The organism is Cupriavidus laharis (genome assembly GCF_914271435.1).
GTDB lineage: Bacteria > Pseudomonadota > Gammaproteobacteria > Burkholderiales > Burkholderiaceae > Cupriavidus > Cupriavidus laharis.
In genome coordinates this window covers 67,944-91,341 of the sequence record NZ_CAJZAI010000005.1, presented here as the reverse complement: position 1 = coordinate 91,341, position 23,398 = coordinate 67,944, and the positions used below count along the sequence as shown (strand labels likewise).

Genomic DNA, 23,398 nt, shown 5'->3' with positions numbered 1-23,398 from the left:
AGTAACCGGAGTACCGCGATGTCCCCACATTTGACAACCACACGCCGGCGCCCGCAGGCGCTGGCACTGCAGTGGCTGCTGGCCGCGGCGCTGCTTGCCATGCTGTTCGCAACCCAGGCCCATGCCGCGGCGCCGCGCATTGCCGTCCTGACGAGTTCGCCCGTGCCGGCCGGCAAGTTCGGCCCGCTGCGCGAGATGGCCGAGGCACAGGGCATGGCGTTCGAGGCACGCTACCTCGAGCGCATGCCCGCGCAGGACGTGGCGCCGTTCATTGCCGGCGCGGACCTGCTGATCGTCGACGCACCACGCGACCACATCGTCACGGCCATGCTGCAGACGCTCGGGCCGCTGTGGACGCAGTCCGCCACGCCGCGCGTGTTGATTGCCACCGACCGCTACGAGTCCCACGGCGTCGATGACAAGCTCGCGGCGCGCCTGCATGCGTACTACGTCAACGGCGGCCGCGGCAACTTCGCGGCGATGATGCGTACGCTGGCGTCGCAGCAGTTCCGCCTGCGCGATGACAGCACCATTCCGGCGCCGGTGGAGTTTCCGAAGGCGGCCTACTACCATCCACGCCTCTCCGGCCTCATCACCACGTCGCCCGACGAAGCGCTGGTTGCTTCGGGCACTGAAGGCCCGGTGATCGGCATCGCGATCCACCAGGCCTATGTGTCCGGTCTCGACAGCGCCTTCATCGACGACCTGATCCGCCGCATCGAGGCACGCCATGCGCGCGCGCTGGTGTTCTACGGCCCGGTGATGGATGCCGACGGCATCTTGCGCATGGCCATGCCCGGCGGCAAGCGCATCGTCGATGTGCTGGTCAACGGCCAGATCATGCTCAACCCGCAGGGCCGCAAGGCCGAGTTCGAGACGCTCGACGTGCCGGTGATGCAGGTCATGCCCTACCGCAAGGGCGATGCGCAGGCATGGGCCAGCGACCCGCACGGCATCAGCCTGACCGACACCCCGTTCTACCTGGTGCAGCCCGAGCTGGCCGGCGTGATCGACCCGATGCTGGCGGCGGCCACGTCGAAGGCGGACGGCAGCATTGTGAGCCTGCCAGCGCAGCTCGACGCGGTGGCCGACAAGGCGCTGAATCTGGCACGCCTGCGCCACCTGCCGAATGCCGACAAGCGCGTGGCCATCCTCTACTACAACTACCCGGCCGGCGAGAAGAACCTGTCGGCGTCCTTCCTCAACCTGCCGAAGAGCCTGGCGAGCACGCTCGCCGCGCTGCGCGCCGCCGGCTACACCACCGAAGCCGCAGACGAGGCACGCCTGCAGCGCGACCTCGGCGCGCTGCAGGCGCCGTTCTATCGCAGCAGCAGGCTCGAGCCGCTGCTCGACGCCGGCATGGCGGTGTGGATGCCGATGCCCGCGTACCGGCGCTGGTATGACGCGCAGCCGGCCGACTTCCGCGCTGCAGTGGAAAAGCGCTGGGGCGCGCCGGAACAATCGACCATGGCCACCACGCGCAATGACGAAACCGGCTTCGTTATCCCGCGCCTGCAGCTCGGCAATATCGCGCTGATGCCGGTGCCGCCGCGCGGCGAGCGCAGCGAATCGGACGAGAAGGCGCTTTACCATTCGACCAGCACGCCGCTCAACCACTTCTACATGGCGGCTTACCTGTGGGCGCGCCAGGACCGCGAGGCGCTGGTGCACTACGGCACCCACGGCACGCAGGAATGGACGCCCGGCAAGGAGCGCGGCCTGTCCGTCACTGACCAGCCCTACCTGGTGCTGGGCAGCGTGCCGGTGGTCTATCCGTACATCGTCGACGACGTAGGCGAGGCCATCCAGGCCAAGCGCCGCGGCCGCGCGGTCATCGTCAGCCACCAGACGCCGCCGTTCCGCCCCGCCGGGCTGCACACCGAGCTGACTGCGCTGCACGACCAGCTGCACAAGTACCTGCAGCAGGACGAAGGCGCGGTGAAGGACACCCTGCGCAACGACATCCTCGCGCGCAGTGCCGCCCTGCATGTGTTCGAGGACATGGGCTGGACCGATGCGCGCGCCCGCACCGCCTTCACCGTCTATCTCGATGCCCTGCACACGCACCTGCATGAGCTCGGTGCCGCGCTGCAGCCCTATGGCCTGCATACCTTCGGGCAATCACAGGAGGACGGCCTGCGTCTGTACACGGTCATGGCGATGCTCGGCAAGGACTGGCTCAGGCGCGTGTTTCCCGACGAACCCGAGGAGCTGTTCGCGGTCGATTATGCGCAACTGGCGCACACCGCCCCGTATGCCATGCTGTGGCGCTACGTGATCGACGGCGCGCCGCTCGACGAACTGGCGGACAAGGCTCAGCGCGAGGACATGCAGCGGGCGCGCCAGCTCTACGCGAGCCTGGACGCCGCGCCGGAGAACGCCGGATTGCTGACTGCGCTTGCCGGGCGGCATCTTGTCTCCGGCACCGGCGGCGATCCGGTGCGCAATGTGGACACGCTGCCCACCGGCCGCAACCTGTATGGCTTCGACCCGTCCAAGGTGCCCAGCCGCGAAGCGTGGAAGGCCGGCCAGGCCGCCGCCGAGGCGATGATCGCCGACTGGCGCGCGCGCCACGGCAGGTATCCGGCCAAGCTCGCGTTCTCGCTGTGGAGCGTGGAGACCATGCGCCACCAGGGCATGCTGGAGGCGCAGGCCTTGGCCGCACTAGGCGTCCGTCCGAAATGGGATGAAGGTGGCCGCGTGGTCGGCGTGGAAGCGATTCCCGCGAGCGAACTGCGCCGTCCGCGCGTGGATGTGGTGCTGTCCGCCACCGGGCTCTATCGCGACCACTTCCCCAACCTGATGAAGTGGCTGGCCGAAGCGGTCAAGGTCGCCGCCGCGCAACCCGAGCCGGACAACGCCGTGGCGGCTGGCACGCGCGCCCTGCGCGAGCGCCTGGTCAAGCTCAATGTACCGGCCGATCGCATTGAGTCGCTGGCGGTGACGCGCATCTTCGCGAGCGAATCCGGCAATTACGGCACCGGCCTCAACGACGCCACGCTCGCCACGGACACCTTCGGCAGCGGCCGTGAAGCCGACGCCAAGCTCGCCAACCTGTACCTGTCGCGCATGCAGTACGCCTACGGTCCCGACGAGAAGCACTGGGGCGAGGCGCTGCCGCAGGCCAACCTGTATGCCGAGAACCTGAAAGGCGTGGAAGGCGCACTGCTGGCGCGCAGCTCCAACCTGTACGGCATGCTGACCACCGACGACCCGTTCCAGTACCTCGGCGGCATCGGCCTGGCGGTGCGGCACCTGACCGGCAAGTCGCCGGAGCTGCTGATCTCGAACCTGCGCGATGCGAACCATGCGCGCACCGAGACCGCTGCCGGCTTCCTGGCGAACGAGCTGCGCACGCGCTATTTCCACCCCGGCTGGATCGAGGGGATGAAGGCCGAGGGCTACAGCGGTGCGCTCAATATCCTCGACACCGTCAACAACTTCTGGGGCTGGACCGCGGTGTCGCCCGAGATCGTGCGCGACGACCAGTGGACCGAGTTCGCCGAGGTCTATGTCAACGACAAGCACAAGCTCGGCCTGAACGAGTGGTTCGAGCAGAACGCGCCGCAGGCCCAGGCGCAGGTCATCGAGCGCATGCTGGAAGCCGCGCGCAAGGGCTACTGGAAAGCGGACCCGAAGCTGCTGAAGACGCTGGCGCAGCGCTATGAAGACCTGGCCCGCCGCCACGACATCGCCAGCAACAACCGCAGCTTCAATGCCTACAGGAAGCAGCAGGCCCAGGCGGCGCCGGACGGCTTCGGCCTGCAGGCGCGCGCCGCAGCACCGCGCCCGCCTGCACCTGCCGCACCGGCTAAGTCCGCCGCGCCGGACGCACCGGCCGAGCCGCCGAAGCCGGCACCGCCGACGCAGCCGGTGCAGGGCATGCAGCTCGTCGAACGCAAGCCACCGGCTGCGGCCATCGTGCCGATCCTGTCGTGGCTGGCTGGCGGCATCGCACTCGCCGCGGCGGTGATTGGCGGCGCGCTCAGCGCCCGGCGCCGCTACGGCGTTGCGGGCGGCAACGGCTGGATACCGCCGCGCCGCTGACTGAGACACGCTGCGACACGAACACCCCTCTCCATGGATTTTGATTACTGCTGAAGCATCATGACACCCACACTGCTTGAAACCCTGATGTACGACGTCGGCCAGCTTTTCCTGTACCCGACGCTGGCGCTGATCACGCTGCTGTTCCTCTATGCGTTCTGGGCGCTTGGCGAGTTTGCGATGCAAGCCTGGCTGCGCGCGCGCCACCCCATCGGCAGCGGCCGCGGCTACGTGCTGGTGGCCTGGGCGCGGCGCCACAAGGTGACCGACGCCGATGCGCTCGACGTGACCGCGCACCGCCTGCTGGAGCGCCCGCGCATCGCCACGCGCGTGGCGCCGATGCTGGGGCTGGTGGCCACCATGATCCCCATGGGCCCGGCGCTCAAGGGCCTGTCCGGTGGCAACCTGGCCAATGTGGGCGAGAATCTCACCATCGCGTTCTCTGCGGTGATCCTGGCGCTGATCGCGGCCAGCATCACGTTCTGGGTGGTCAATGTGCGCCGCCGCTGGCTGGCCGAGGAACTGCTGTGGCTTGGCCAGGCGCGCCCGCAATGGGAGGTCGACGAATGAAATTTCTCGAAGAAAGCGAAGCCGACGACCCGATCCTGTCGGTCGTCAACCTGATCGACGTGTTCCTGGTGGTGATCGCCGCGCTGCTGGTGGCGATCGCGCAGAATCCGGCCAACCCTTTCACGCATGACGACGTGACGGTCATCACCAACCCGGGCAAGCCCAATATGGAAATCGTCTCGCGCCAGGGCGAAAAGGTCGTGCGCTACCAGGCCAGCGGCCAGGTCGGCAGTGGCGACGGCATCAAGGCCGGGGTCGCCTACCGGATGAAGGATGGCTCGATGGTCTACGTGCCCGAAACCGCCAATACTGCCAGTACTGCGGCAGCGACCCAGCCCGCCGCGCAGCCATGAACCTGAAAGGAAGCTTCAACGCCATGCCATTCCTCTCCTCCCGGCTCCGTTGCGCCGTCGCCATCGCTGCTGTCCTTGCCGCAGGGTGTGCCGCCACGCCGCCCTCGCCCGGACCCGATGCGGTCAGCGCCGCCTTTGCCGGCAAGTCCTACGTGCTGCTCGGCGAAGTTCATGACAACGCCGCCGGCCAGCAGCAGCGGCTGGCGGCCCTGACGCGTGCCGTCGAGCAGGGCTGGCGCCCTGCCATCGCCATGGAGCAGTTCGACCGCGAGCGCCAGGCCGATATCGACCGCGCCCGCCGCGAGCGCCCGGCCGATGCCGACTACCTGATCGCGCAGGCCGGCGGCAGCGGATGGCAATGGCCGCAGTACCGCCCGGTGGTGGCGCTGGCGCTGCGGTACGACCTGCCGCTGCTGGCCGCCAACCTGTCGCGTGCCGACGCGGCGAAGATCGTGCGTGGCGGGCTCGACGGCCTGTTCACGCCGCAGGAGCGCAGGCAGCTCGGCCTGGACGGCGCGCTGCCTCCCGACCTGGTGTCGGCCCAGACCGCGGTGCTCGATGAAGGCCATTGCGGCAACTTCCCGAAGGCCATGCTGCCGGGCATGCTGAACGCGCAGGCCGCGCGCGATGCCGTGATGGCCGCCACGCTGCGTCCTTACGCGGCGCGCGGCGCGGTGCTGATCGCCGGGAACGGCCACGTGCGCAACGATATCGGCGTGCCGCGCTGGCTCGGTACCGGCGAGAGCAAGGCCGTCAGCGTGGGCTACCTGGAACGCGGCCAGGGCAACCCGGCCGGCTTCGACCGCGTCGTGACCGTGGCGCCGGTCGAGCGCGGCGATCCGTGCCGAGGCGCCGTCGTGGGCAAGGCCATGCCGGCCGCCGCATCCGTCCCCGCCGCCCGCTGAACAGCCCGCCTATCCACGTAAACCCCGATGCCAAAGCTGTCAATCTGACAGCCTTTTGACAGTTTCCACCGCCTAGAATCCGGCACATGATCCGTCAACGGGTCACGCAGAAGTCCAACAACAATGCCGGCATGCAACGCGTGCAGCAGCCAGGAGACAGCAACCTGACGGTGCCTTCGGGACCGCAGGCACCCGCGTCTCCCGGGCGCCTGATGCAATGCGATGACGGCCAGCCGAAGATACGGCAACCCTATCAAGGAGACTGTTATGCGTCGCTCGATTCACCGTTTTGCCCACGTCGTCATGGCCTCGGCCGCCGTTGCGGCCACCGTCGCCGCTGCACCGGCCTTTGCGATGGATACCGTCAAGTTCATGATCGGCGCCAACCCGGGCGGCGGCTACGACCAGACCGGCCGCGGCTTGGGCGCGGCGATGATTGCCTCGGGCGTCAGCAAGACGGCCACCTATGACAACAAGGGCGGTGCCGGCGGCACCATCGGCCTGACCCAGTTCGTCAATACCGACAAGGGCAACCCCAACGCGCTGATGGTCGTCGGCGCGGTGATGGTGGGCGCCATCGAGACCAACCATCCGCCGGTCACGCTCAAGAACGCCACGCCGATCGCGCGCCTGTACGCCGACACCATGGTCATCACCGTGCCGGCCAGCTCGCCGCTGAAGTCGATCAGGGACCTGACCACGCAGCTCAAGGCCAACCCGGGCAGCGTGAGCTGGGGCGGCGGCTCGAAGGGTTCGATCGACCACATCCTGGCAGGCCTGATCGCCAAGGACATCGGCGTGGACCCGAAGAAGATCAACTACGTGCCGTTCCAGGGCGGCGGCGAGGCCTCGGCCTCGATCCTCGGCGGCCACGTGACCGTGGGCATTGCCGGCGTGTCGGAATTCCTGCCCTTCATCAAGAGCGGCAAGATGCGCGCGCTGGCGGTGACCTCCAAGGACCGCACCGCCGACATCCCGACGCTCAAGGAGCAGGGCGTGAACGTGGAGATCTACAACTGGCGCGGCGTCTACGGCGCACCGGGCACGACGCCCGAGCAGCGCAAGGCCATGATCGACGCCGTGGTGAAGGCCACCGAGAGCAAGGCCTGGAAGGAAACGCTGCAGAAGAATGACTGGACCCCGTTCCTGCTGACCGGCGACGAGTTCGGCAAGTTCGTCGACAGCGAATCGGCCCGCCTGGGCGGCACGCTGCGTGAACTGGGCGTGGCCAAGTAAATAGCAGAACGGCGCAGCGGAACAGCGCGCAAGCGCCTTGCAGTACGGGTCCGCGGCCTCGCGGATCCGAGCAGTGCCAGTGCTGAAGCGTTACCTGTCGTGCCTGCCGACGCCACTGCTGTAGACGGTGGCCGGGAAAACGGCGCGGGGCCCGGTGTCTGCCACCTGCGATACCCAAACCAAAACTACATGTCGCCGGGCCCTGCGACCGCGCAGGATGTATCAGCCAGCGTCGCGGACGCCAGCCACCCCCGGCTGGCGACAAAGGCCAAGGAGTCTCCATGAAACCCTCCCATCTCGCCATCGGCATTGCCGTGCTGGCGATCTCGCTGTTCTTCTTCCTCGGCCTGTCGGGCATCTCGGGCGAAGAAGGCTATGCCGGCCTGTCGCCGCGTTTCGCACCCACGCTGGTGGCGATCGGCCTGGCCGTGTGCGGCGCGCTGCTGACCTGGCAGGGCGTGCGCGGCGGCTTCCGCAACATGCCGGAAGAAGATGCCGAACTGCCCAGCGCCCCGCACAACTTCAAGGGCTTCCTGTGGGTGTCGGCGGGCCTGGTGCTGAACATGGCGCTGATCGGCACGCTCGGCTTCGTGCTGTCGTCCACGCTGCTGATGGTGTGCGTGGCGCGCGGCTACGGCAGCCGCCGCATCGTGCGCGACGCGATCATCGGCCTGTGCATCACGGTGCCGATGTGGGCGCTGTTCGAGTTCCTGCTCGGCATCAACCTGCCGCTGCTTCCTATCGCCGGCTTCTGAGCCCGCCCCGTCCAGCAAGGAGTCACGCATGGATACCCTGAACCAGCTGATGCACGGCTTTGCCGTGGCCATCACGCCAATCAACCTGATGTGGGCCCTGGTGGGCTGCTTCCTCGGCACCGCCATCGGCGTGCTGCCCGGCATCGGCCCCGCGCTGACGGTGGCCATGCTGCTGCCGCTGACTGCCAAGGTCGAACCCACTGCTGCGCTGATCATGTTCGCCGGCATCTACTACGGCGCGATGTACGGCGGCTCGACCACCTCGATCCTGATGAACACGCCGGGCGAGTCGTCCACCATGGTCACGGCCATGGAAGGCAACCTGATGGCCAAGAACGGCCGTGCGGGCCCGGCACTGGCAACGGCTGCGATCGGCTCCTTCGTGGCCGGCACCATTGCCACCGTGCTGCTGTCGATGTTCGCGCCGGTGGCGGCGGATGTCGCGCTGGAGTTCGGCCCCGGCGAGTACTTCACCATCATGCTGCTCGCCTTCACCACGGTGTCGGCGGTGCTGGGCTCGTCGCTGCTGCGCGGCATGACGGCGCTGTTCCTGGGCCTGGGCATCGGCCTGATCGGCATGGATTCGCTGTCGGGCCAGACCCGCTACTCGATGAACGTGCAGGAGCTGTATGACGGCGTGGACATCGTGGTGGTGGCCGTGGGCCTGTTTGCCGTGGGCGAGGCGCTGTTCAATGCATTCTTCCCGCAGCCGGAAGGCACGTTCAACAAGCTGAGCTCGGTCCACATGAACAAGTCGGACTGGAAGCGTTCGGTCCCGGCGTGGATCCGCGGCACGCTCATCGGCTTCCCGTTCGGCCTGATTCCGGCCGGCGGTGCCGAGATCCCAACGTTCCTGTCCTATGCGACCGAGAAGAAGCTGTCGAACCACAAGGACGAATTCGGCAAGGTTGGCGCCATCGAGGGTGTGGCGGGGCCGGAGGCGGCTAACAATGCTTCGGTCACGGCAACGCTCGCCCCGCTGCTGACGCTGGGCATCCCCACCTCGAACACCACCGCGATCCTGCTTGCGGCGTTCCAGAACTACAACCTGCAGCCGGGCCCGATGCTGTTCCAGACCTCGGGCGACCTGGTGTGGGGCCTGCTGGCTTCGCTGTATATCGGGAACGTGATGCTGCTGGTGCTGAACCTGCCGGCCATCGGCCTGTGGGTGCGCATGCTGCGCGTGCCGACGCCGCTGCTGTACGGCGGCATCCTGATTTTCGCGGGCCTGGGTGCTTACGGCATCCGCCAGTCGTGGTTCGACCTGCTGCTGCTGTTCGTGATCGGCCTGCTCGGCATGGTGATGCGCCGCTTCGACTTCCCGACAGCACCGGTGATCGTCGGTCTGATCCTCGGGCCGATGGCGGAGAAACAGCTGCGCAATGCGCTGTCGATCGGCCAGGGCGACTGGAGCATCTTCGTGAAGCAGCCGATCTCGGCGACCATCCTGGCTATGACCGTGGCCGTGGTGGTGATCCCGCGCCTGCTGCGCTGGCATGCCAACCGCCCGTCGGCGCATGAGCAGGCGGACAATGCGGCGTGAGGCGTTGTTCTGTGCCATGAGGTGATCCGAAGCCCGGCGCAGCGCGCCGGGCTTCGTGCTTTCTGCATCCACAACGACAGTGGGGTGCGGGGACCCGGCGTACCGCTGGTGACCGCCTTCCATGTGACCCGGATGGCCTTCGTGGTGCTGGCCACCGGCCCCCTGTATCATTGGCCCAAACATCGCGTCGCGCCGGAGGAGACGGAGTAGCGGCCAGCCCCCTTGCCGGGCGGCCACCGGGCGACATCCCCGCGGGACAACAAGACCAGGATCGCCATGTCCGAATCCGCCGAACGCCGCCTGACCCTTGCCGATATCGATGCCACGCTGGAACGCGTGCTTGCCCCCTGGGTGCGCCAGCTCGGGCTGCGCGCCGAAGCCGTCGATGACGCCGGCATCACGCTGCGGCTGCCGTTCCAGGAAATATTCCGCCATGCGGGCGGCGTCGTGTGCGGCCAGGTGCTGATGTCGGCCGCCGACACGGCGATGATCGTCGCCGTGGCCAGCGCGCTGGGCGGCTTCCGCCCGATGACCACGGTCACCCTGAACACCAACTTCATGCGTCCCGTGATCGACGGTGACGTACTGGTGCGCGCCAATGTGCTGCGCCTCGGCAAGACCGTGGTGTTCGGCGAGATCGAGCTGACCGGCACAGACGGCAAGCTGGCCGTGCAGGCCACCACGACCTACGCCCTGCTCTGATCTCCGCAGGACTCACGCGACGATTTCCAGAGTGCAGCATGGCCGCAGGCACCATCCATCCGTTCGACCAGATCGTATTCGCCGGCGGCGGCAACCGCTGCTGGTGGCAGGCGGGCTGGTGGGACACCGTGGCGCCGGCACTGCACTTGCGGCCGCGCGTGATCGCGGGGATCTCCGCGGGCGCGGCCACGGCCTGCATGATCTATGCGCACGACTCGCAACAGACCATGGCGTACTACCGCCAGGTGCTGTCGAACAACAAGCGCAACGCCTACTGGGGCAACCTGCTGCGCAACGAGCGCGTGTTCCCGCACTACGGCATCTACCGCACGGCGCTGCTGTCGATCTTCGGCGACGGGCGGCTGGCGCACCTGCAGCAGGCGCCGGAGATCCGCATCGGCGTCGCGCATATTCCGCGCTGGAGCAGCCCGCATCTGGCCGTGGCGGCCGGCCTGCTCGCGTACAACATCGACAAGCACGTGCTCAAGACGCTGCATCCGCGGCTCGGGCGCAAGCTTGGCTTCCGGCCGGAGTTCGTGCGCGCACAGGACTGCAGATCGCCGGAGCAACTGGCCGACCTGCTGCTGCAATCCGCCTCCACGCCCCCGTTCACGCCGGTGCTGCGCCGCGAGGGGCGCGCGGTGCTCGATGGCGGCCTGGTGGACAACGTACCGGTGGACGCGCTCGACGCCACGCCGGGGAATGTGCTGGTGCTGGTGACGCGGCTGTATCCGCGCCCGCGCCGTTTCGTGGTGCAAAGCGGCGGCCAGCGCCGCCTGTACCTGCAGCCTTCGCAACGCGTGCCGATCTCGAGCTGGGACTACACCCGGCCCGACGCCATGACGCACGCGTATGACCTGGGCCGCCGCGACGGGGAAACTTTCCTGCGCGAGTGGCCGTCGATCCTGAATACGGAACTGAAGCCCGGCGCCTAGCCTGAGGCATGGCGCTGGTCCGATCGTTTGTCGATGCGGCCGCGTGCCGCGACAGGAGGCATGGATGACCAAGCGCCAGACAACAACCGCCACGCCCGGCAACGAGCCAAGGCGGGCCCGTCAAGTCAGTGCCGAGCCGGCGATGGAGCGCGTGCCGCGTGCGCGCGGCAAGGGCGGCCGGCCCGGGCGTTCGCGCAAGGCGGACTTCGTCGTGATCGGCGGCGGCTCGGCCGGCGTGGCTTGCGCCCGGCGCGCGGCTTCGCACGGGGCCAGCGTCGTGCTGATCGAGCGCGACGAGATCGGCGGCACCTGCGTCAACCGCGGCTGCGTGCCCAAGAAGATGCTGTCGTACGGCGCGACCTGGGCTGCCATCCTGTCTGGCTGCCTGTCGCACACGGGCGGGCATGAGGACTGGCGTGACGCCATCGTGCGCGTCAACGCGGAAGTGGCGCGGCTGAATGTGGCCTACGCGCAGCGCCTGCTCGAAGCCGGTGTCGACATCATCCGCGGCGATGCCACCGTCACGGCGCCCGATGAAGTGCGCGTGGGCGACGAAGTCATCCGCGCCAAGCGCATCCTGATCGCCACGGGCGCGCGTCCGAAAACGCTCGACATTCCCGGCGGTGAACTCGCCAGCAATTCCGACGATGTGTTCACCTGGCAGACCGTGCCGGGATCGATCGCCGTGATCGGTGGCGGCTATATCGGCGTAGAGCAGGCATCGATCCTGTCGCGCTACGGGGTCAAGGTGGACCTGCTCGTCGCAGGCGACAGGCTGCTGCCGCATTTCGATGCGGAAATCGCCGAGGCGCTCGCGGGCGCGCTCGAAGCCAAGGGTGTGCGGCTGCACCTGAACGCCACCGTCAACCTGATCAGCCAGGCCAACGGTGCGCTGGAGGTCTGCTATCGCCCCGGTAACAAGCCGGAGCAGACCGAATCGCTGCGCGCGCAGGCAGCGCTGGTGGCGGTCGGGCGCGTTTCCAACGTGGACGGGCTTGGTCTGGATGCACTCGGCGTGAAGCTCGGCGACAAGGGCGGCATCAAGGTGGACCGCCAGTTCCGCAGCTCGGTGCGTTCGATCCACGCGATCGGCGACGCCATCGAAGGCCTGCACCTGACGCCGGTCGCGACGTCGCAGGGCCGCTGGCTGGCGGACCGGCTGTTCGGCCGCCGCGGCGAACGCGCGGATTTCGATTTCGTGCCGACCGCCGTATTCTGCGAACCGGCCATCGGCGCGGTCGGGCTGACCGAGGCCCAGGCTATCGAAGCGGCCGGCAAGCCCGAACGCATCCGCACCGTGGTCAAGCGTTTTGTCTCGCTCGAGAACCGCTTTGGCGGCAACGGGCTGCAGTCGGTGTTCAAGCTCGTGCTGAATGCCCGCACCGGACGCGTGCTCGGCGTGCACCTGATGGACAATGCGGCACCGGAGATCGTGCAGGCGATGGCCGTGGCGCTGCGGCTCGGGGTGCGGGAATCGCACCTGGAGACGACGGTGCAATTGCATCCCACCGTGGCGGAAGAGCTGTTTGGCTGAGGGGGAATGCGAGCGGACAGGGGCTCGTCACAAGCCCTGTTCACTGACCGGCAGCTTCAGCAGCGCCCTGACCCCCTGCCCTTGCGATCCCTCGGTCAGCTCCACGGTCCCGCCGAAACGCGCGGCCATCTCGCGCGAGATGGCCAGCCCCAGGCCAGAGCCAGGTTCCGTGTTGCCCACGCGCCGGTAGAACCGCGCGAACACCTTCTCGCGCTCGCTGGCGGGAATGCCCGGCCCGTCGTCCTCGACCATCAGGCAAGCGGTCTGGTCGATGCGCCGTGCCGACAGCGTGATGCGGCTGCCGCGCGGCGAATACTGGATCGCGTTGTGGACAAGATTGGCCAGTGCCTCGCGCAACAGCGCTGCGTCGGCCCGCACGGGCAGTTTCAGTCCCGGCGTCGGCTCCCAGCCGAAGTCCTGCTGCTTGCCGCGTGCCAGCGGCAGGTAGTCCAGCGCGACCTGCTCGGCCACGGTGACGGCATCGAAGATGTCGACGGAATCGGCTGCCTGCGCGGCCGCTTCGCCGTGGTGCTGGCGTACCCGCGCCAGCGCCAGCAATTGGTTGGTCAGCCGCGCGGCCTGCTCCAGTTGCGTGACGATGCCGCCGACCGCCTCGCCGGCGGCCTGGCGGGAGGCGGGATCATCGCCGCCCGCGCACAGCTGCCGCTGCGCGAATTCCGCCTGCGTCTTGAGGATGGCCAGCGGCGTGCGCAACTGGTGCGCCGCGTCGGCGATGAACTGCGCCTGCGCCTGCGCCATTGCCGCGGAACGCGCGACATGCAGGTTCACGGCATCGACCAGCGGGCTGACTTCGATCGGCACACGGTCGAACGCGAGCGGCGTGAGGTCTTCGGGCGAGCGGGCTTCCACGTCGTCGCGTACCCGTCCTAGCGGGCGCAGCACGTAGGTCACGCCGCCGACCAGGATGGCGGCGCTCAGCACGATCAGCAGCAGGTCGCGCGCGAGCGCGCTGCGCCAGACCTTGCCGATCAGCGCGGTGCGCGGCTCGGCGGTCTCGGCCACCTGGATGATGACGCGCATGCGCGCGTCGGGCCGGTACACGGGCCTGGCCATCGCGGCGATGCGCACGGCATCGCCGCGGTAGTCGTCATCGTCGTAGAAGCGCGGCTGGTTGTTGGCGAGCGTACCTTTCGGCAGCGGCAGGTCGTCGTAGCCGGTGACGGTTTCGATCGTCCCCGCGCGTTCGAGCGAGACCCGGTAGTACACATGGGTCTGCGCCGCGGATTCGAACATCTCCATGGCGGCGTCGGGGAGTGCGAGCTGGACGCTCTCGCCGGCCATGCCGATGGCGTTGTCGATGGTGCGGATCGAGCCATACAGCGTGCGGTCGTAAGCGGTGTTGGCGGCATCGCGCAGCGTGCCGTAGGTCAGCCATGTGTCGATCGCCATCATGGCCGCCAGCGCCGGCACCAGCAAGAGGAGCAGCTGGCGGCGCAGGCTGCCGCGCCGCCACAGCAGGATCGGGTGCCGCGCGCGCTGGCGCAGCTTGCGTGGCCACATGTCAGGCGGCGGGCGTCTCGGGCTCGAGCAGGTAGCCGAAGCCGCGCAGCGTGACGATGGTGACGCCGTGCCCGGTCAGCTTCTTGCGCAGGCGGTAGACCAGCACCTCGATGGCGTCGGGGCTGACATCGGCGTCGAGCGAGAACACCTTGTCGAGCAGCTGGGCCTTGGTGAGCGGCTGGCCGCTGCGCGCGAGCAGCGCGCCGAGCAGCGTGGATTCGCGCGGCGTCAGGGCGAGCGGCTGGCCGTCGAGCGTGAACCCGCGGGTCTCGCCGTCGAACACCAGCGTGCCGCACTGCAGGCGCGGGTGCGCCCGGCCGCGGCTGCGGCGGATCAGCGCCAGGATGCGCGCTTCCAGTTCGGCAATGGCGAAGGGCTTGGGCAGGTAGTCGTCGGCGCCCAGGTTCAGGCCGCGCACGCGTTCGTCCAGCGTGTCCTGGGCGGTGAGGATCACCACCGGGGTGCGGTCGTCGCGCGCGCGCATGGCCTTGAGCACGGACAGGCCGTCCTTGCCGGGCAGGCGCAGGTCGAGCACGACGACGTCGTACTCCTCGGCCACCAGCCGTGCCTCGGCCTGCAGGCCGTCGGCCACGTGCTCGATCACGAAGCCGCCCTGCTCCAGCGCGCGGGCCACCCAGCGCGCGAGCTCCACTTCATCTTCCACCAGCAGAATGCGCATGCTGGTCTCCTCCTGCCGGTTCGGCCCATGCGGTCCACAGCCCGCGGGCGCCTATAATAACCCCGCCCTGCCGTTACTGGCGCGCGCAGCGCCGCCAGTCCATCGTTGTCCCTTCTTGCCGCTCCGCACCATCGTGTCCCAGCGCCTGGCTCTACCCTCCGAACCTGACGTTCCGCAAGCCCCGGCCTCGGCCCTGCGCCGCCGGCTGCTGGCCGGTGCCGCGCTGGCACCGCTCGCGGGCCGGACGCTGGCGCAGGACGCCATACCCGCGCCGCCGGCCAGCTACCCATCCGAGTACGAGGTCACGGTTTCGCGCGCCATGCGCGAGGGCGCGGTTCACATCTATGCCTCGACCGACCTGGAAGTCGCACAGCCGCTGATCCGTGCGTTCGAGGCGCGCTATCCGGGCATCCGCGTGCGCTACGAGGACCTGAACACAATCGAACTGCACGAGCGCTTCCTGGCCGAAAGCGCGGCGCTCGGCAAGGCCGGGCCGGCACCCGACGCCCCCTATGCCGACGTGCTGTGGAGCACCGCCATGGACCTGCAGATCAAGCTGGTCAATGATGGCTACGCGCAGCGCTACCACTCGCCGGAGCGCAGCGGCCTGCCGGGCTGGGCAGTGTGGCGCGACGAAGCCTGGGGCACGACCTTCGAGCCCGCCGTGATCGTCTACAACCGCAGCCATTTTGCCGGCACGAAGCCGCCGCGCAGCCGCAGCGGCCTGGCGCGCCTGCTGCAGGAGCACGCGCCGCGCTGGCGCGGGAAGGTCGTTACCTACGATGTGGAGCGGTCCGGCGTCGGCTACCTGCTGGCCCAGCAGGATGCCCGGATGGGCAGCGAATTCTGGTACCTGGCCCAGGCGCTGGGGCGCGCGCATGCGCACCTGTCGGCGTCCACGGCCGACATGATCGAGCGTATCGCCAGCGGTGAATACGTGCTCGGCTACAACCTGCTCGGATCGTATGCGCTGTCGCTGATGGAGCGCGGCGCGGGCATCGACGTCATCGCGCCGCGCGACTACACGCTGGTGATGTCGCGCGTGGCATTCATTGCCCGGCGCGCGCCGCGGCCGAACGCGGCGCGGCTCTGGCTGGATTTCCTGCTCTCGCGTGAAGGGCAGGCGTTGCTCGGCAAGTCGACCTCGCAGCTGTACACCGTGCGCACCGATACCGACAGCCAGCACACGGCCGCGACGCTGTCGGAGCGGCTGGGCTATGCGTTGCGGCCGATCAGCGTGGGTCCGGGCCTGCTGGCGGCGCAGGACACGCTGCGCAAGCGTGCTTTCCTTGCGCGCTGGCGCGAGGCCATGCGCGGCTGATCAGCCGTGAAAGGTCAGGATGCACAGTTGCCGTCGTGCCCGGCGTTTTCGCACAGCGTGGACAGTTCCCGGTCCAGTTCGGCCACCGGGCGCGGCACATAGCCGTGGCGCAGCGCCGGGGAATACCTGAGGGTATCGACAAAGGCGTCCGACAGGCGCTCGGCATTGGCGTCCAGGTCGAAGTCCTGCGGCGAGAACAGCCAGTGCGCGAGCACGCCGCCGATCGCCGCATGGAAGGCGTTCACGGCCAGGTCCAGGTCCAGGTCGGCCGGTAACTGGCCGCGCTCCACAGCCAGGCGCAGGTGCTCGCGCATCTTGACCACGCCTTCCTGGTGCGACTGGCGCTGGCGTTCGAAGATGGCGCCGTTGTCCTGCACCATCTCGCACTTGTGGAAGATGATCTCGAACACGCGCCGCCAGCGCGGGTTGACCACGGTCTGGCGCATGACAAAGGCGCAGATGTCGCGGATACCGCCGAGCGGATCCTCCTGGCGCGCGATGCGCTCGGGGTCGCACAGCGCTTCCACCGGCAGGTGCACGCGGTCGCACATGGCGGCGAACACATCGCTCTTGTTCTTGAAGTGCCAGTAGATCGCGCCGCGCGTGACGCCTGCCGCTTCGGCGATATCCGCCAGCGACGGGCGCGCCACGCCGCGCGCATGGAACACGGCTTCGGCCGCGTCGAGAATCCGGTGGCGCGTTTCAAGCGCCTCTTCCTTGGTGCGTCTGACCATCTCTATCTCTGATGCCGGCGTTCAGCGCCGGTCCGTTTTTACTCTCCCTGGCGTCGCTGCGGCAGCAGCTGCGCGTGTTGGTGCCATGCACCGACGGGTCGTTATCGCCACTTCCGAAATCCTGCCGGCGCGAGTTCTCCGCAACGACCGGCGCGCATCCTAACGCGTCCCGACGAGCCGCGCATCGATTCAACGCCTGGATTTCGATTTTGTTGCACACAGTCAGCCAAAAAACGCAAGCAAAGCGCCGAAAACCCCGCTTTGCTGAATTGGATTAACATACATGCTTGAATGTATATATACTACGCCCTTGCCCGACATTCGGCCAGCACGCCGGAATGTGCGCGAAGCCGCACCAGTGTTTATTGCTGACCAGTCGGTCATTAGCGCTATTCGTCAAAGAAAAAGCCACGTTCGTCGCTTCGCCGTTGTCGTGACGACCCGTTTGGCTAGCATCACGCTTTCTCCGCTGCCGGGCACGCAGCGGACCGCATCGCGCCCCGATTGCCCCTGTCTCCTTCAGGCATGCCGGGCCGGCGCGGCAGATCTCAAATTTCATCATGGGGTTATCGATGAGGAAGTCCCAACGTATCCATTGCGTTGCCGTTGCCGCGTTGTCGGCGCTGGCGCTGACCGCTTGTGGCGAGAAGAAGCCCCAGGGCGGCGCCATGCCCCCGCCGGAAGTGGGCGTTGTCACCGTGACGCCGTCGTCCGTCGCCATCGTCAATGAATTGCCGGGCCGCCTGGAAGGCGTGCGTACCGCAGAAGTGCGTGCGCGCGTCGAAGGCATCGTGCTGTCGCGCAACTACACCGAAGGCGGCGAAGTGAAGGCCGGCCAGGTCATGTTCCGCATCGATCCCGCCCCGTACCAGGCGCAGCTCGCGTCGGCCAAGGCCCAGCTGCAACGTGCCGAGGCCAACGCCGTGTCGGCGCGCCAGAAGGCCGAGCGCTACAAGCCGCTGGTGGCCGTCAACGCCGTCAGCAAGCAGGAATATGACGAGGCCGTTGCCGCCGCCGGCCAGGCCAACGCCGACATCGCCGCGGCCAAGGCCGCCGTGACCACTGCGCAGATCAACCTCGGCTACACCACCGTGACCGCCCCGATCAGCGGCCGGGCCGGCCGTGCGCTGGTGACCGAGGGCGCGCTGGTCGGCAAGGGCGAAGCGACCAAGCTGGCGCTGGTCGAGCAGGTCGACCCGATCTGGGTGACCTTCACGCAGCCGGCCGCGGAAGTCACGCGCCTGCGCCGCGCTATCGAATCCGGCGCGGTCAAGGGCGTGAATGGCGGCGCCAAGGTGCACCTGTATGTCGAGGACGGCCGCGAGTACGAGCAGACCGGGAAGCTGCTGTTCTCGGACATGACCGTCGACCCGACCACCGGCGCCATCACATTGCGCGCACAGTTCCCCAACCCCAGGCGCGAGCTGCTGTCCGGCACCTTCGTGCGTGTGAAGATCGAGCAGGGCGTCGATGAAAACGCGCTGACCGTGCCGCAGCGCGCGCTGATCCGCAATGCCCAGGGCGCCAGCGTGCTGGTGGTGGGCAACGACGGCAACGTGGCCGCGGTGCCGGTCAAGGCGCCGCAGGCGATCGATGACCGCTGGGTCGTCACCGAAGGCCTCAAGGGCGGCGAGAAGGTGATCGTCGAAGGCCTGCAGAAGGTCAAGGTCGGCGCGCCGGCCAAGGCCGTGCCGTTCCAGCCGACCGGTGCAGCCAGGCCGGCCGCCACGCAGGCATCTGACCCGCAGCCGGCTTCCGACACCAAGGCCGGTGCCAAGGCGGAAGCCCAGGCTGACGCCAAGTCCGACGCCAAGCAAGGCTAAACCCAGCGCATCAGACAGAGGGAGCCAGTTTTATGGCCAAGTTTTTCATCGACCGGCCGGTGTTCGCGTGGGTGCTCGCGCTGATCATCGTGCTGGGCGGGCTGCTGTCGATCGCGCAGTTGCCGATCGCGCAGTACCCCAATATCGCCCCGCCGACGATTTCGGTCACCGCCACCTATCCGGGCGCGTCCGCCAGGACGCTCGAGGACTCGGTCACCTCGGTGATCGAGCAGGAGCTCAACGGTGCGCCCAACCTGCTGTACTACCAGTCGACCAGCGAATCGTCGGGCCTGGCTTCGATCACCATCGCTTTCGCGCCGGGATCGAACGTCGACCTGAACTCGGTCGAAGTGCAGAACCGCCTCAAGCGCGTCGAGGCGCGCCTGCCGGCGGAAGTGCGCCAGCAGGGCGTGCGCGTCGACAAGGCGGGCAACAACTACATGATGTTCCTGACGGTGTCGTCGAAGTCCGGCAGCGCCGATGCCATCCAGCTGGGCAACTACGTCTCGTCGCAGGTGATCGACTCGATCCGCCGCGTGCCGGGCGTGGGCCAGGCCGACCTGTTCGGCACGGAATACGCCATGCGCGTGTGGCTGGATCCGGCCAAGCTGACCGGCTACAACCTGACGCCGCTTGACGTCACCGCCGCGGTGCAGGAGCAGAACATCCAGGTCGCCGTGGGCGAACTCGGCGGTACGCCGTCGCCCAAGGGCACGGAGCTGAACGCCACCGTCACGACCGAAAGCCGCCTGACCACGCCCGAGCAGTTCGGCAACATCCTGCTGCGCACGAATCCGGATGGTTCCTCGGTCCGCATCAAGGACGTTGGCCGCGTGGAACTGGGTGGCGCCGACTACTCGACGCTCGCCCGCACCAACGGCAAGCCGTCGGCAGCCATCGCCATCAAGCTGGCCCCGACCGGCAACGCGCTGGCCACGGCCACCGCGGTGCGCGCCAAGATGGAAGAGCTGTCCAAGTACTTCCCGGCGGACTACCAGTACAGCGTGCCTTACGACACGTCGGCCTTCGTCAAGATCTCGATCGAGGAAGTGATCAAGACCCTGCTCGAAGCCGTGGTGCTGGTGTTCCTGGTGATGTACCTGTTCCTGCAGAACTTCCGCGCCACGCTGATCCCGACGCTGGTGGTGCCGATCGCGCTGCTGGGTACGTTCGGCGCGCTGCTGGCGTTCGGCTTCTCCATCAACGTGCTGACCATGTTCGGCATGGTGCTGGCGATCGGTATCCTGGTGGATGATGCGATCGTCGTGGTGGAAAACGTCGAGCGCATCATGAGCGAGGAAGGACTCTCGCCACGCCAGGCCACGCGCAAGGCCATGGGCCAGATCACGGGCGCCATCGTCGGCATCACGCTGGTGCTGACCGCCGTGTTTATCCCGATGGCGTTCTTCTCGGGCTCGGTGGGCAACATCTACCGGCAGTTCTCGCTGTCGCTGATCGCGTCGATGGCGTTCTCGGCGCTGCTGGCGCTGACGCTGACGCCGGCGCTGTGCGCGACGCTGCTCAAGCCCGTCGAAGCCGGCCACCATCACGAGAAGAAGGGTTTCTTCGGCTGGTTCAACCGCACCTTCGCGCGCGCCTCCACCAGCTACCAGGGCGTGGTGGGCCGCATCCTCGCGCGCAGCGGCCGCTACCTGATCATCTATGCCGTCATCATCGTCGGCGTGGTGGTGCTGTTCAAGCGCCTGCCGTCGTCGTTCCTGCCTGACGAAGACCAGGGCTACATGATCACCGTGGTGCAGCTGCCCAACGGCGCGACGCAGGACCGTACCATCGGCGTGCTCAAGCAGATCGAGGACTACTACCTGCAGAAGGAAAGCAAGGTGGTGGACCAGATGATCACGGTGGCGGGCTTCTCGTTCTTCGGCCGCGGCCAGAACGGCGGTATCGCGTTCGTGCGCCTGAAGGACTGGAAGGAGCGCACCGGTGCCAACGAAACCGCGCAGGCGCTGGTGGGCCGTGCGTTCGGCGCGCTGTCGTTCATCAAGGACGCCATCATCTTCCCGCTGAACCCGCCGGCGATTTCGGAGCTGGGCAACTCCTCGGGCTTCGACTTCCGCCTGCAGGACCGTTCGGGCCAGGGTCACGCGAAGCTGATGGAAGCGCGCAACATGATGCTCGGCATGGCGGCCAAGAACCCGGTGCTGGTGGGCGTGCGCCCCGAAGGCCAGGAAGACGCGCCGCAGCTGCAGATCGACATCGACCGCGAGAAGGCCAAGGCGCTCGGCGTGACGGTGGCGAACATCAACGCGACGCTGTCGATCGCGTTCGGCTCCAATTACGTCAACGACTTCATCTATGAAGGCCGCGTGCGCAAGGTGATCGTGCAGGCAGAGGGCGCCGACCGCCGCCTGCCGGACGACCTGACCAAGCTGCGCGTGCGCAACAGCAATGGCGACATGGTGGCGTTCGCCGCGTTCGCGACCTCCAAGTGGGTCATGGGCTCGCCGCGCCTGGAGCGCTACAACGGCATGCCGGCGGTGAAGATCGCGGGCCAGGCCGCGCCGGGCCACAGTACCGGTGAAGCCATGCGCGCGATGGAGGATGCCTTTGCCAAGCTGCCGCCGGGCTTTGGCTTCGAGTGGTCGGGCCAGTCGTACGAAGAGCGCCTGGCGGGCTCGCAGGAACCGATGCTCTACACGCTGTCGCTGATCATCGTGTTCCTGTGCCTGGCCGCGCTGTACGAGAGCTGGTCGATCCCGTTCTCGGTGCTGCTGGTGGTGCCGCTGGGCGTGCTCGGTGCGCTGCTGGGCGTGACGCTGCGCGGCATGCCTAATGACGTGTACTTCAAGGTGGGCCTGATCGCGACGATCGGCTTGTCGGCGAAGAACGCCATTCTGATCGTGGAATTCGCCAAGGACCTGCAGGCCCAGGGCAAGGGCCTGATCGAAGCCACGCTGGAAGCGGTGCACCTGCGTTTCCGCCCGATCCTGATGACGTCGATGGCGTTCATCCTGGGTGTGCTGCCGCTGGCGATCGCCACCGGCGCGGGCTCGGGCAGCCAGCGCGCCATCGGTACCGGCGTGATGGGCGGGATGATCACGGCCACCGCGCTGGCGATCTTCCTGGTGCCGGTCTTCTTCGTCGTGGTGCGCAAGCGCTTCAAGGGCAGCGAGCGCCAGCACGAGTTCGAACGTGCGCGCCTGACCGCAGCGCAGGAGGACAACTGATATGACCAAGACACTGACCACACTGCTGCTGGTGGCCGGCGTTCTGACGGGCTGCACGCTGGCGCCGAAGTACGAGCGCCCGGTGCCGCCGGTGGCTGCGGGCTTTCCGGCCGCGCCGGAAGGCTATGCCACGGCCGAAGTGAAGAGCGGCGAGACGCGCCGCGCCGCCGACATCGGCTGGCGCGAGTTCTTCCGTGACCCGCGCCTGCAGGCGCTGATCGCTACCTCGCTCGACAATAACCGCGATCTTCGCCAGGCGGCGTTGCGCATCGAGGAGGCGCGCGCGCTGTACCAGGTGCAGCGCGCCGACTTGCTGCCGACGGTGAATGCCAATGCGGGCTACACGCGCGGCAGCACGAACGCGCTCAGCTCGTCGACCGTGCTCGGCCAGCCCGGCGTGGCCGAGGTCTACCAGGCCAACGTGGGCATCTCGTCCTACGAGCTCGACTTCTTCGGCCGCGTACGCAGCCTGTCCAACGCGGCACTGGCGCAGTACTTCTCCACCGAGGAGGCGCATCGTTCGGCCTACATCTCGCTCGTGTCGGAAGTCGCCAAGGCCTACCTGTCCGAGCGTTCGTTCGCCGAGCAGTACGACATTGCGCGCGAGACGCTCAAGGCACGCGAGAGCACCTATGCACTGGCCAAGCAGCGCTTCGACGTCGGCGCGACGTCCGCGCTGGACCTGCGCGACAATGAATCGCTGGTGGCGCAGGCACGTGTTTCCGCCGCGCAGCTCGCGCGCCAGCGCGCGCAGGCGCAGAACGCGCTCGAAGTGCTGGTGGGCAAGCCCATCGGGGCCATCGAGAACCTGCCGGAGCCGATGCGCTTGTCGGACGAGCGCATCATCAGCGACATTCCTGAAGGCCTGCCTTCAGACCTGCTGGAGCAGCGTCCGGACATCCGCCAGGCCGAGCAGCAGCTGCTGTCGGCCAATGCGAACATCGGCGCGGCACGTGCGGCGTTTTTCCCGCGCATCACGCTGACCACCAGCATCGGCACCATCAGCCCGACGTTTTCGAACCTGTTCGATGCCGGCACCAAGGCGTGGTCGTTCGCGCCGCAGCTGACGCTGCCGATCTTCGACTACGGCCGCAACAAGTCGAACCTGGACCTGGCCAATGTGCGCAAGAACATCCAGGTGGCCAACTATGAGAAGACCATCCAGACGGCCTTCGCGGAAGTGGCCGATGCGCTGGTGGCACGAGGCACCCTGGAAGACCAGGTGGCCGGCCAGGAGCAGGTCCGCGATGCCGAAGCGGCACGCTATGAGCTGGCTCGCGTGCGCTTCCGCAGCGGGGTGGCCAGCTATCTGGATGAGCTCGATGCACAGCGGCAGCTGTTCACTGCGGAGCAGGCGCTGGTGCAGGCGCGGCAACTGCGGTTGAACAACTCGATCGACCTGTATCGCTCGCTCGGTGGCGGGTTGAAGGAGAACGGCGAGGTGGCGCAGGCGCCGGTTCCGGCCGCCCCAGCGGGAACGGTCACGCAGTAGGGCTGGCCCTCTCTGGCTGACGAACGGCGCACTTCGGTGCGCCGTTCTTTATTTGCGCGT

17 protein-coding genes and 1 pseudogene are annotated in these 23,398 nt (G+C 67.8%); 15 read left to right on the top strand and 3 right to left on the bottom strand.

The annotated features are described in order from the left end of the window. Positions 1–18: 18 nt before the first annotated feature. The 11 genes and pseudogenes from cobN (at position 19) to LDO29_RS12565 (ending at position 12,580) form a co-directional block, all read left to right on the top strand. Positions 19–4,047, top strand: coding sequence for a cobaltochelatase subunit CobN (cobN, locus tag LDO29_RS12615; RefSeq protein ID WP_224080125.1), 4,029 nt, complete (start codon positions 19–21; stop codon positions 4,045–4,047). A 60-nt stretch (positions 4,048–4,107) separates the two neighbouring features. Further along, entirely contained in the window at positions 4,108–4,617 is a 510-nt protein-coding gene (locus LDO29_RS12610; protein WP_224080124.1) for a MotA/TolQ/ExbB proton channel family protein, read from the top strand. After that, the gene (locus LDO29_RS12605; protein WP_224080123.1) at positions 4,614–4,970 is read left to right on the top strand and encodes a DUF2149 domain-containing protein; all 357 of its coding nucleotides are present in this window, start codon (positions 4,614–4,616) and stop codon (positions 4,968–4,970) included. Before LDO29_RS12610 ends, LDO29_RS12605 begins: the two co-directional genes overlap by 4 nt. A 23-nt stretch (positions 4,971–4,993) precedes the next feature. Continuing rightward, complete coding sequence (locus tag LDO29_RS12600; RefSeq protein WP_224080337.1) at positions 4,994–5,875, top strand: ChaN family lipoprotein; 882 nt, start codon at positions 4,994–4,996, stop codon at positions 5,873–5,875. Between the two features lie 267 nt (positions 5,876–6,142). Further along, positions 6,143–7,111, top strand: coding sequence for a tripartite tricarboxylate transporter substrate binding protein (locus LDO29_RS12595; protein WP_224080122.1), 969 nt, complete (start codon positions 6,143–6,145; stop codon positions 7,109–7,111). 281 nt (positions 7,112–7,392) lie between these two features. After that, entirely contained in the window at positions 7,393–7,866 is a 474-nt protein-coding gene (locus tag LDO29_RS12590) for a tripartite tricarboxylate transporter TctB family protein (protein ID WP_224080121.1), read from the top strand. Positions 7,867–7,894: 28 nt separating this feature from the next. Continuing rightward, positions 7,895–9,409 (top strand): tripartite tricarboxylate transporter permease, encoded by a 1,515-nt coding sequence (locus LDO29_RS12585; RefSeq protein ID WP_224080120.1) that lies wholly within the window; start codon positions 7,895–7,897, stop codon positions 9,407–9,409. Between the two features lie 90 nt (positions 9,410–9,499). After that, a pseudogene (locus LDO29_RS28280) lies at positions 9,500–9,619 on the top strand (AbrB family transcriptional regulator); the annotation flags it as partial. 66 nt (positions 9,620–9,685) lie between these two features. Then, positions 9,686–10,111, top strand: a complete 426-nt coding sequence (locus LDO29_RS12575) for a PaaI family thioesterase (protein ID WP_224080119.1) — start codon at positions 9,686–9,688, stop codon at positions 10,109–10,111. Positions 10,112–10,149: 38 nt separating this feature from the next. Then, on the top strand, positions 10,150–11,046 hold the full coding sequence (locus tag LDO29_RS12570; protein ID WP_224080118.1) for a patatin-like phospholipase family protein: 897 nt from the start codon (positions 10,150–10,152) through the stop codon (positions 11,044–11,046). Between the two features lie 64 nt (positions 11,047–11,110). Further along, a complete protein-coding gene (locus tag LDO29_RS12565) occupies positions 11,111–12,580 on the top strand; it encodes a dihydrolipoyl dehydrogenase family protein (RefSeq protein ID WP_224080117.1) in 1,470 nt (489 codons plus the stop codon). 27 nt (positions 12,581–12,607) lie between these two features. On the opposite strand, the gene LDO29_RS12560 is transcribed toward LDO29_RS12565, so the two are convergent. After that, complete coding sequence (locus LDO29_RS12560; RefSeq protein ID WP_224080116.1) at positions 12,608–14,101, bottom strand: sensor histidine kinase; 1,494 nt, start codon at positions 14,099–14,101, stop codon at positions 12,608–12,610. Position 14,102: 1 nt separating this feature from the next. Continuing rightward, a complete protein-coding gene (locus LDO29_RS12555) occupies positions 14,103–14,780 on the bottom strand; it encodes a response regulator (RefSeq protein ID WP_224080115.1) in 678 nt (225 codons plus the stop codon). A 223-nt stretch (positions 14,781–15,003) separates the two neighbouring features. On the opposite strand from LDO29_RS12555, the gene LDO29_RS12550 reads away from it, so the two are divergent. Beyond that, positions 15,004–16,101, top strand: coding sequence for an ABC transporter substrate-binding protein (locus LDO29_RS12550; RefSeq protein ID WP_396022663.1), 1,098 nt, complete (start codon positions 15,004–15,006; stop codon positions 16,099–16,101). 14 nt (positions 16,102–16,115) lie between these two features. On the opposite strand, the gene LDO29_RS12545 is transcribed toward LDO29_RS12550, so the two are convergent. After that, complete coding sequence (locus LDO29_RS12545) at positions 16,116–16,835, bottom strand: TetR family transcriptional regulator (RefSeq protein ID WP_224080114.1); 720 nt, start codon at positions 16,833–16,835, stop codon at positions 16,116–16,118. Positions 16,836–17,407: 572 nt separating this feature from the next. On the opposite strand from LDO29_RS12545, the gene LDO29_RS12540 reads away from it, so the two are divergent. Genes LDO29_RS12540 through LDO29_RS12530 form a run of 3 tightly spaced genes read left to right on the top strand, consistent with a single transcriptional unit; the run spans position 17,408 to position 23,338 of the window. Next, positions 17,408–18,658 carry an efflux RND transporter periplasmic adaptor subunit gene (locus LDO29_RS12540; protein WP_224080113.1) on the top strand — a complete coding sequence of 417 codons (1,251 nt, stop codon included), beginning with the start codon at positions 17,408–17,410 and terminating at the stop codon, positions 18,656–18,658. Positions 18,659–18,690: 32 nt separating this feature from the next. After that, entirely contained in the window at positions 18,691–21,846 is a 3,156-nt protein-coding gene (locus tag LDO29_RS12535; RefSeq protein WP_224080112.1) for an efflux RND transporter permease subunit, read from the top strand. Position 21,847: 1 nt separating this feature from the next. Continuing rightward, positions 21,848–23,338, top strand: a complete 1,491-nt coding sequence (locus LDO29_RS12530; RefSeq protein WP_224080111.1) for an efflux transporter outer membrane subunit — start codon at positions 21,848–21,850, stop codon at positions 23,336–23,338. The last annotated feature ends 60 nt before the right edge of the window (positions 23,339–23,398 follow it).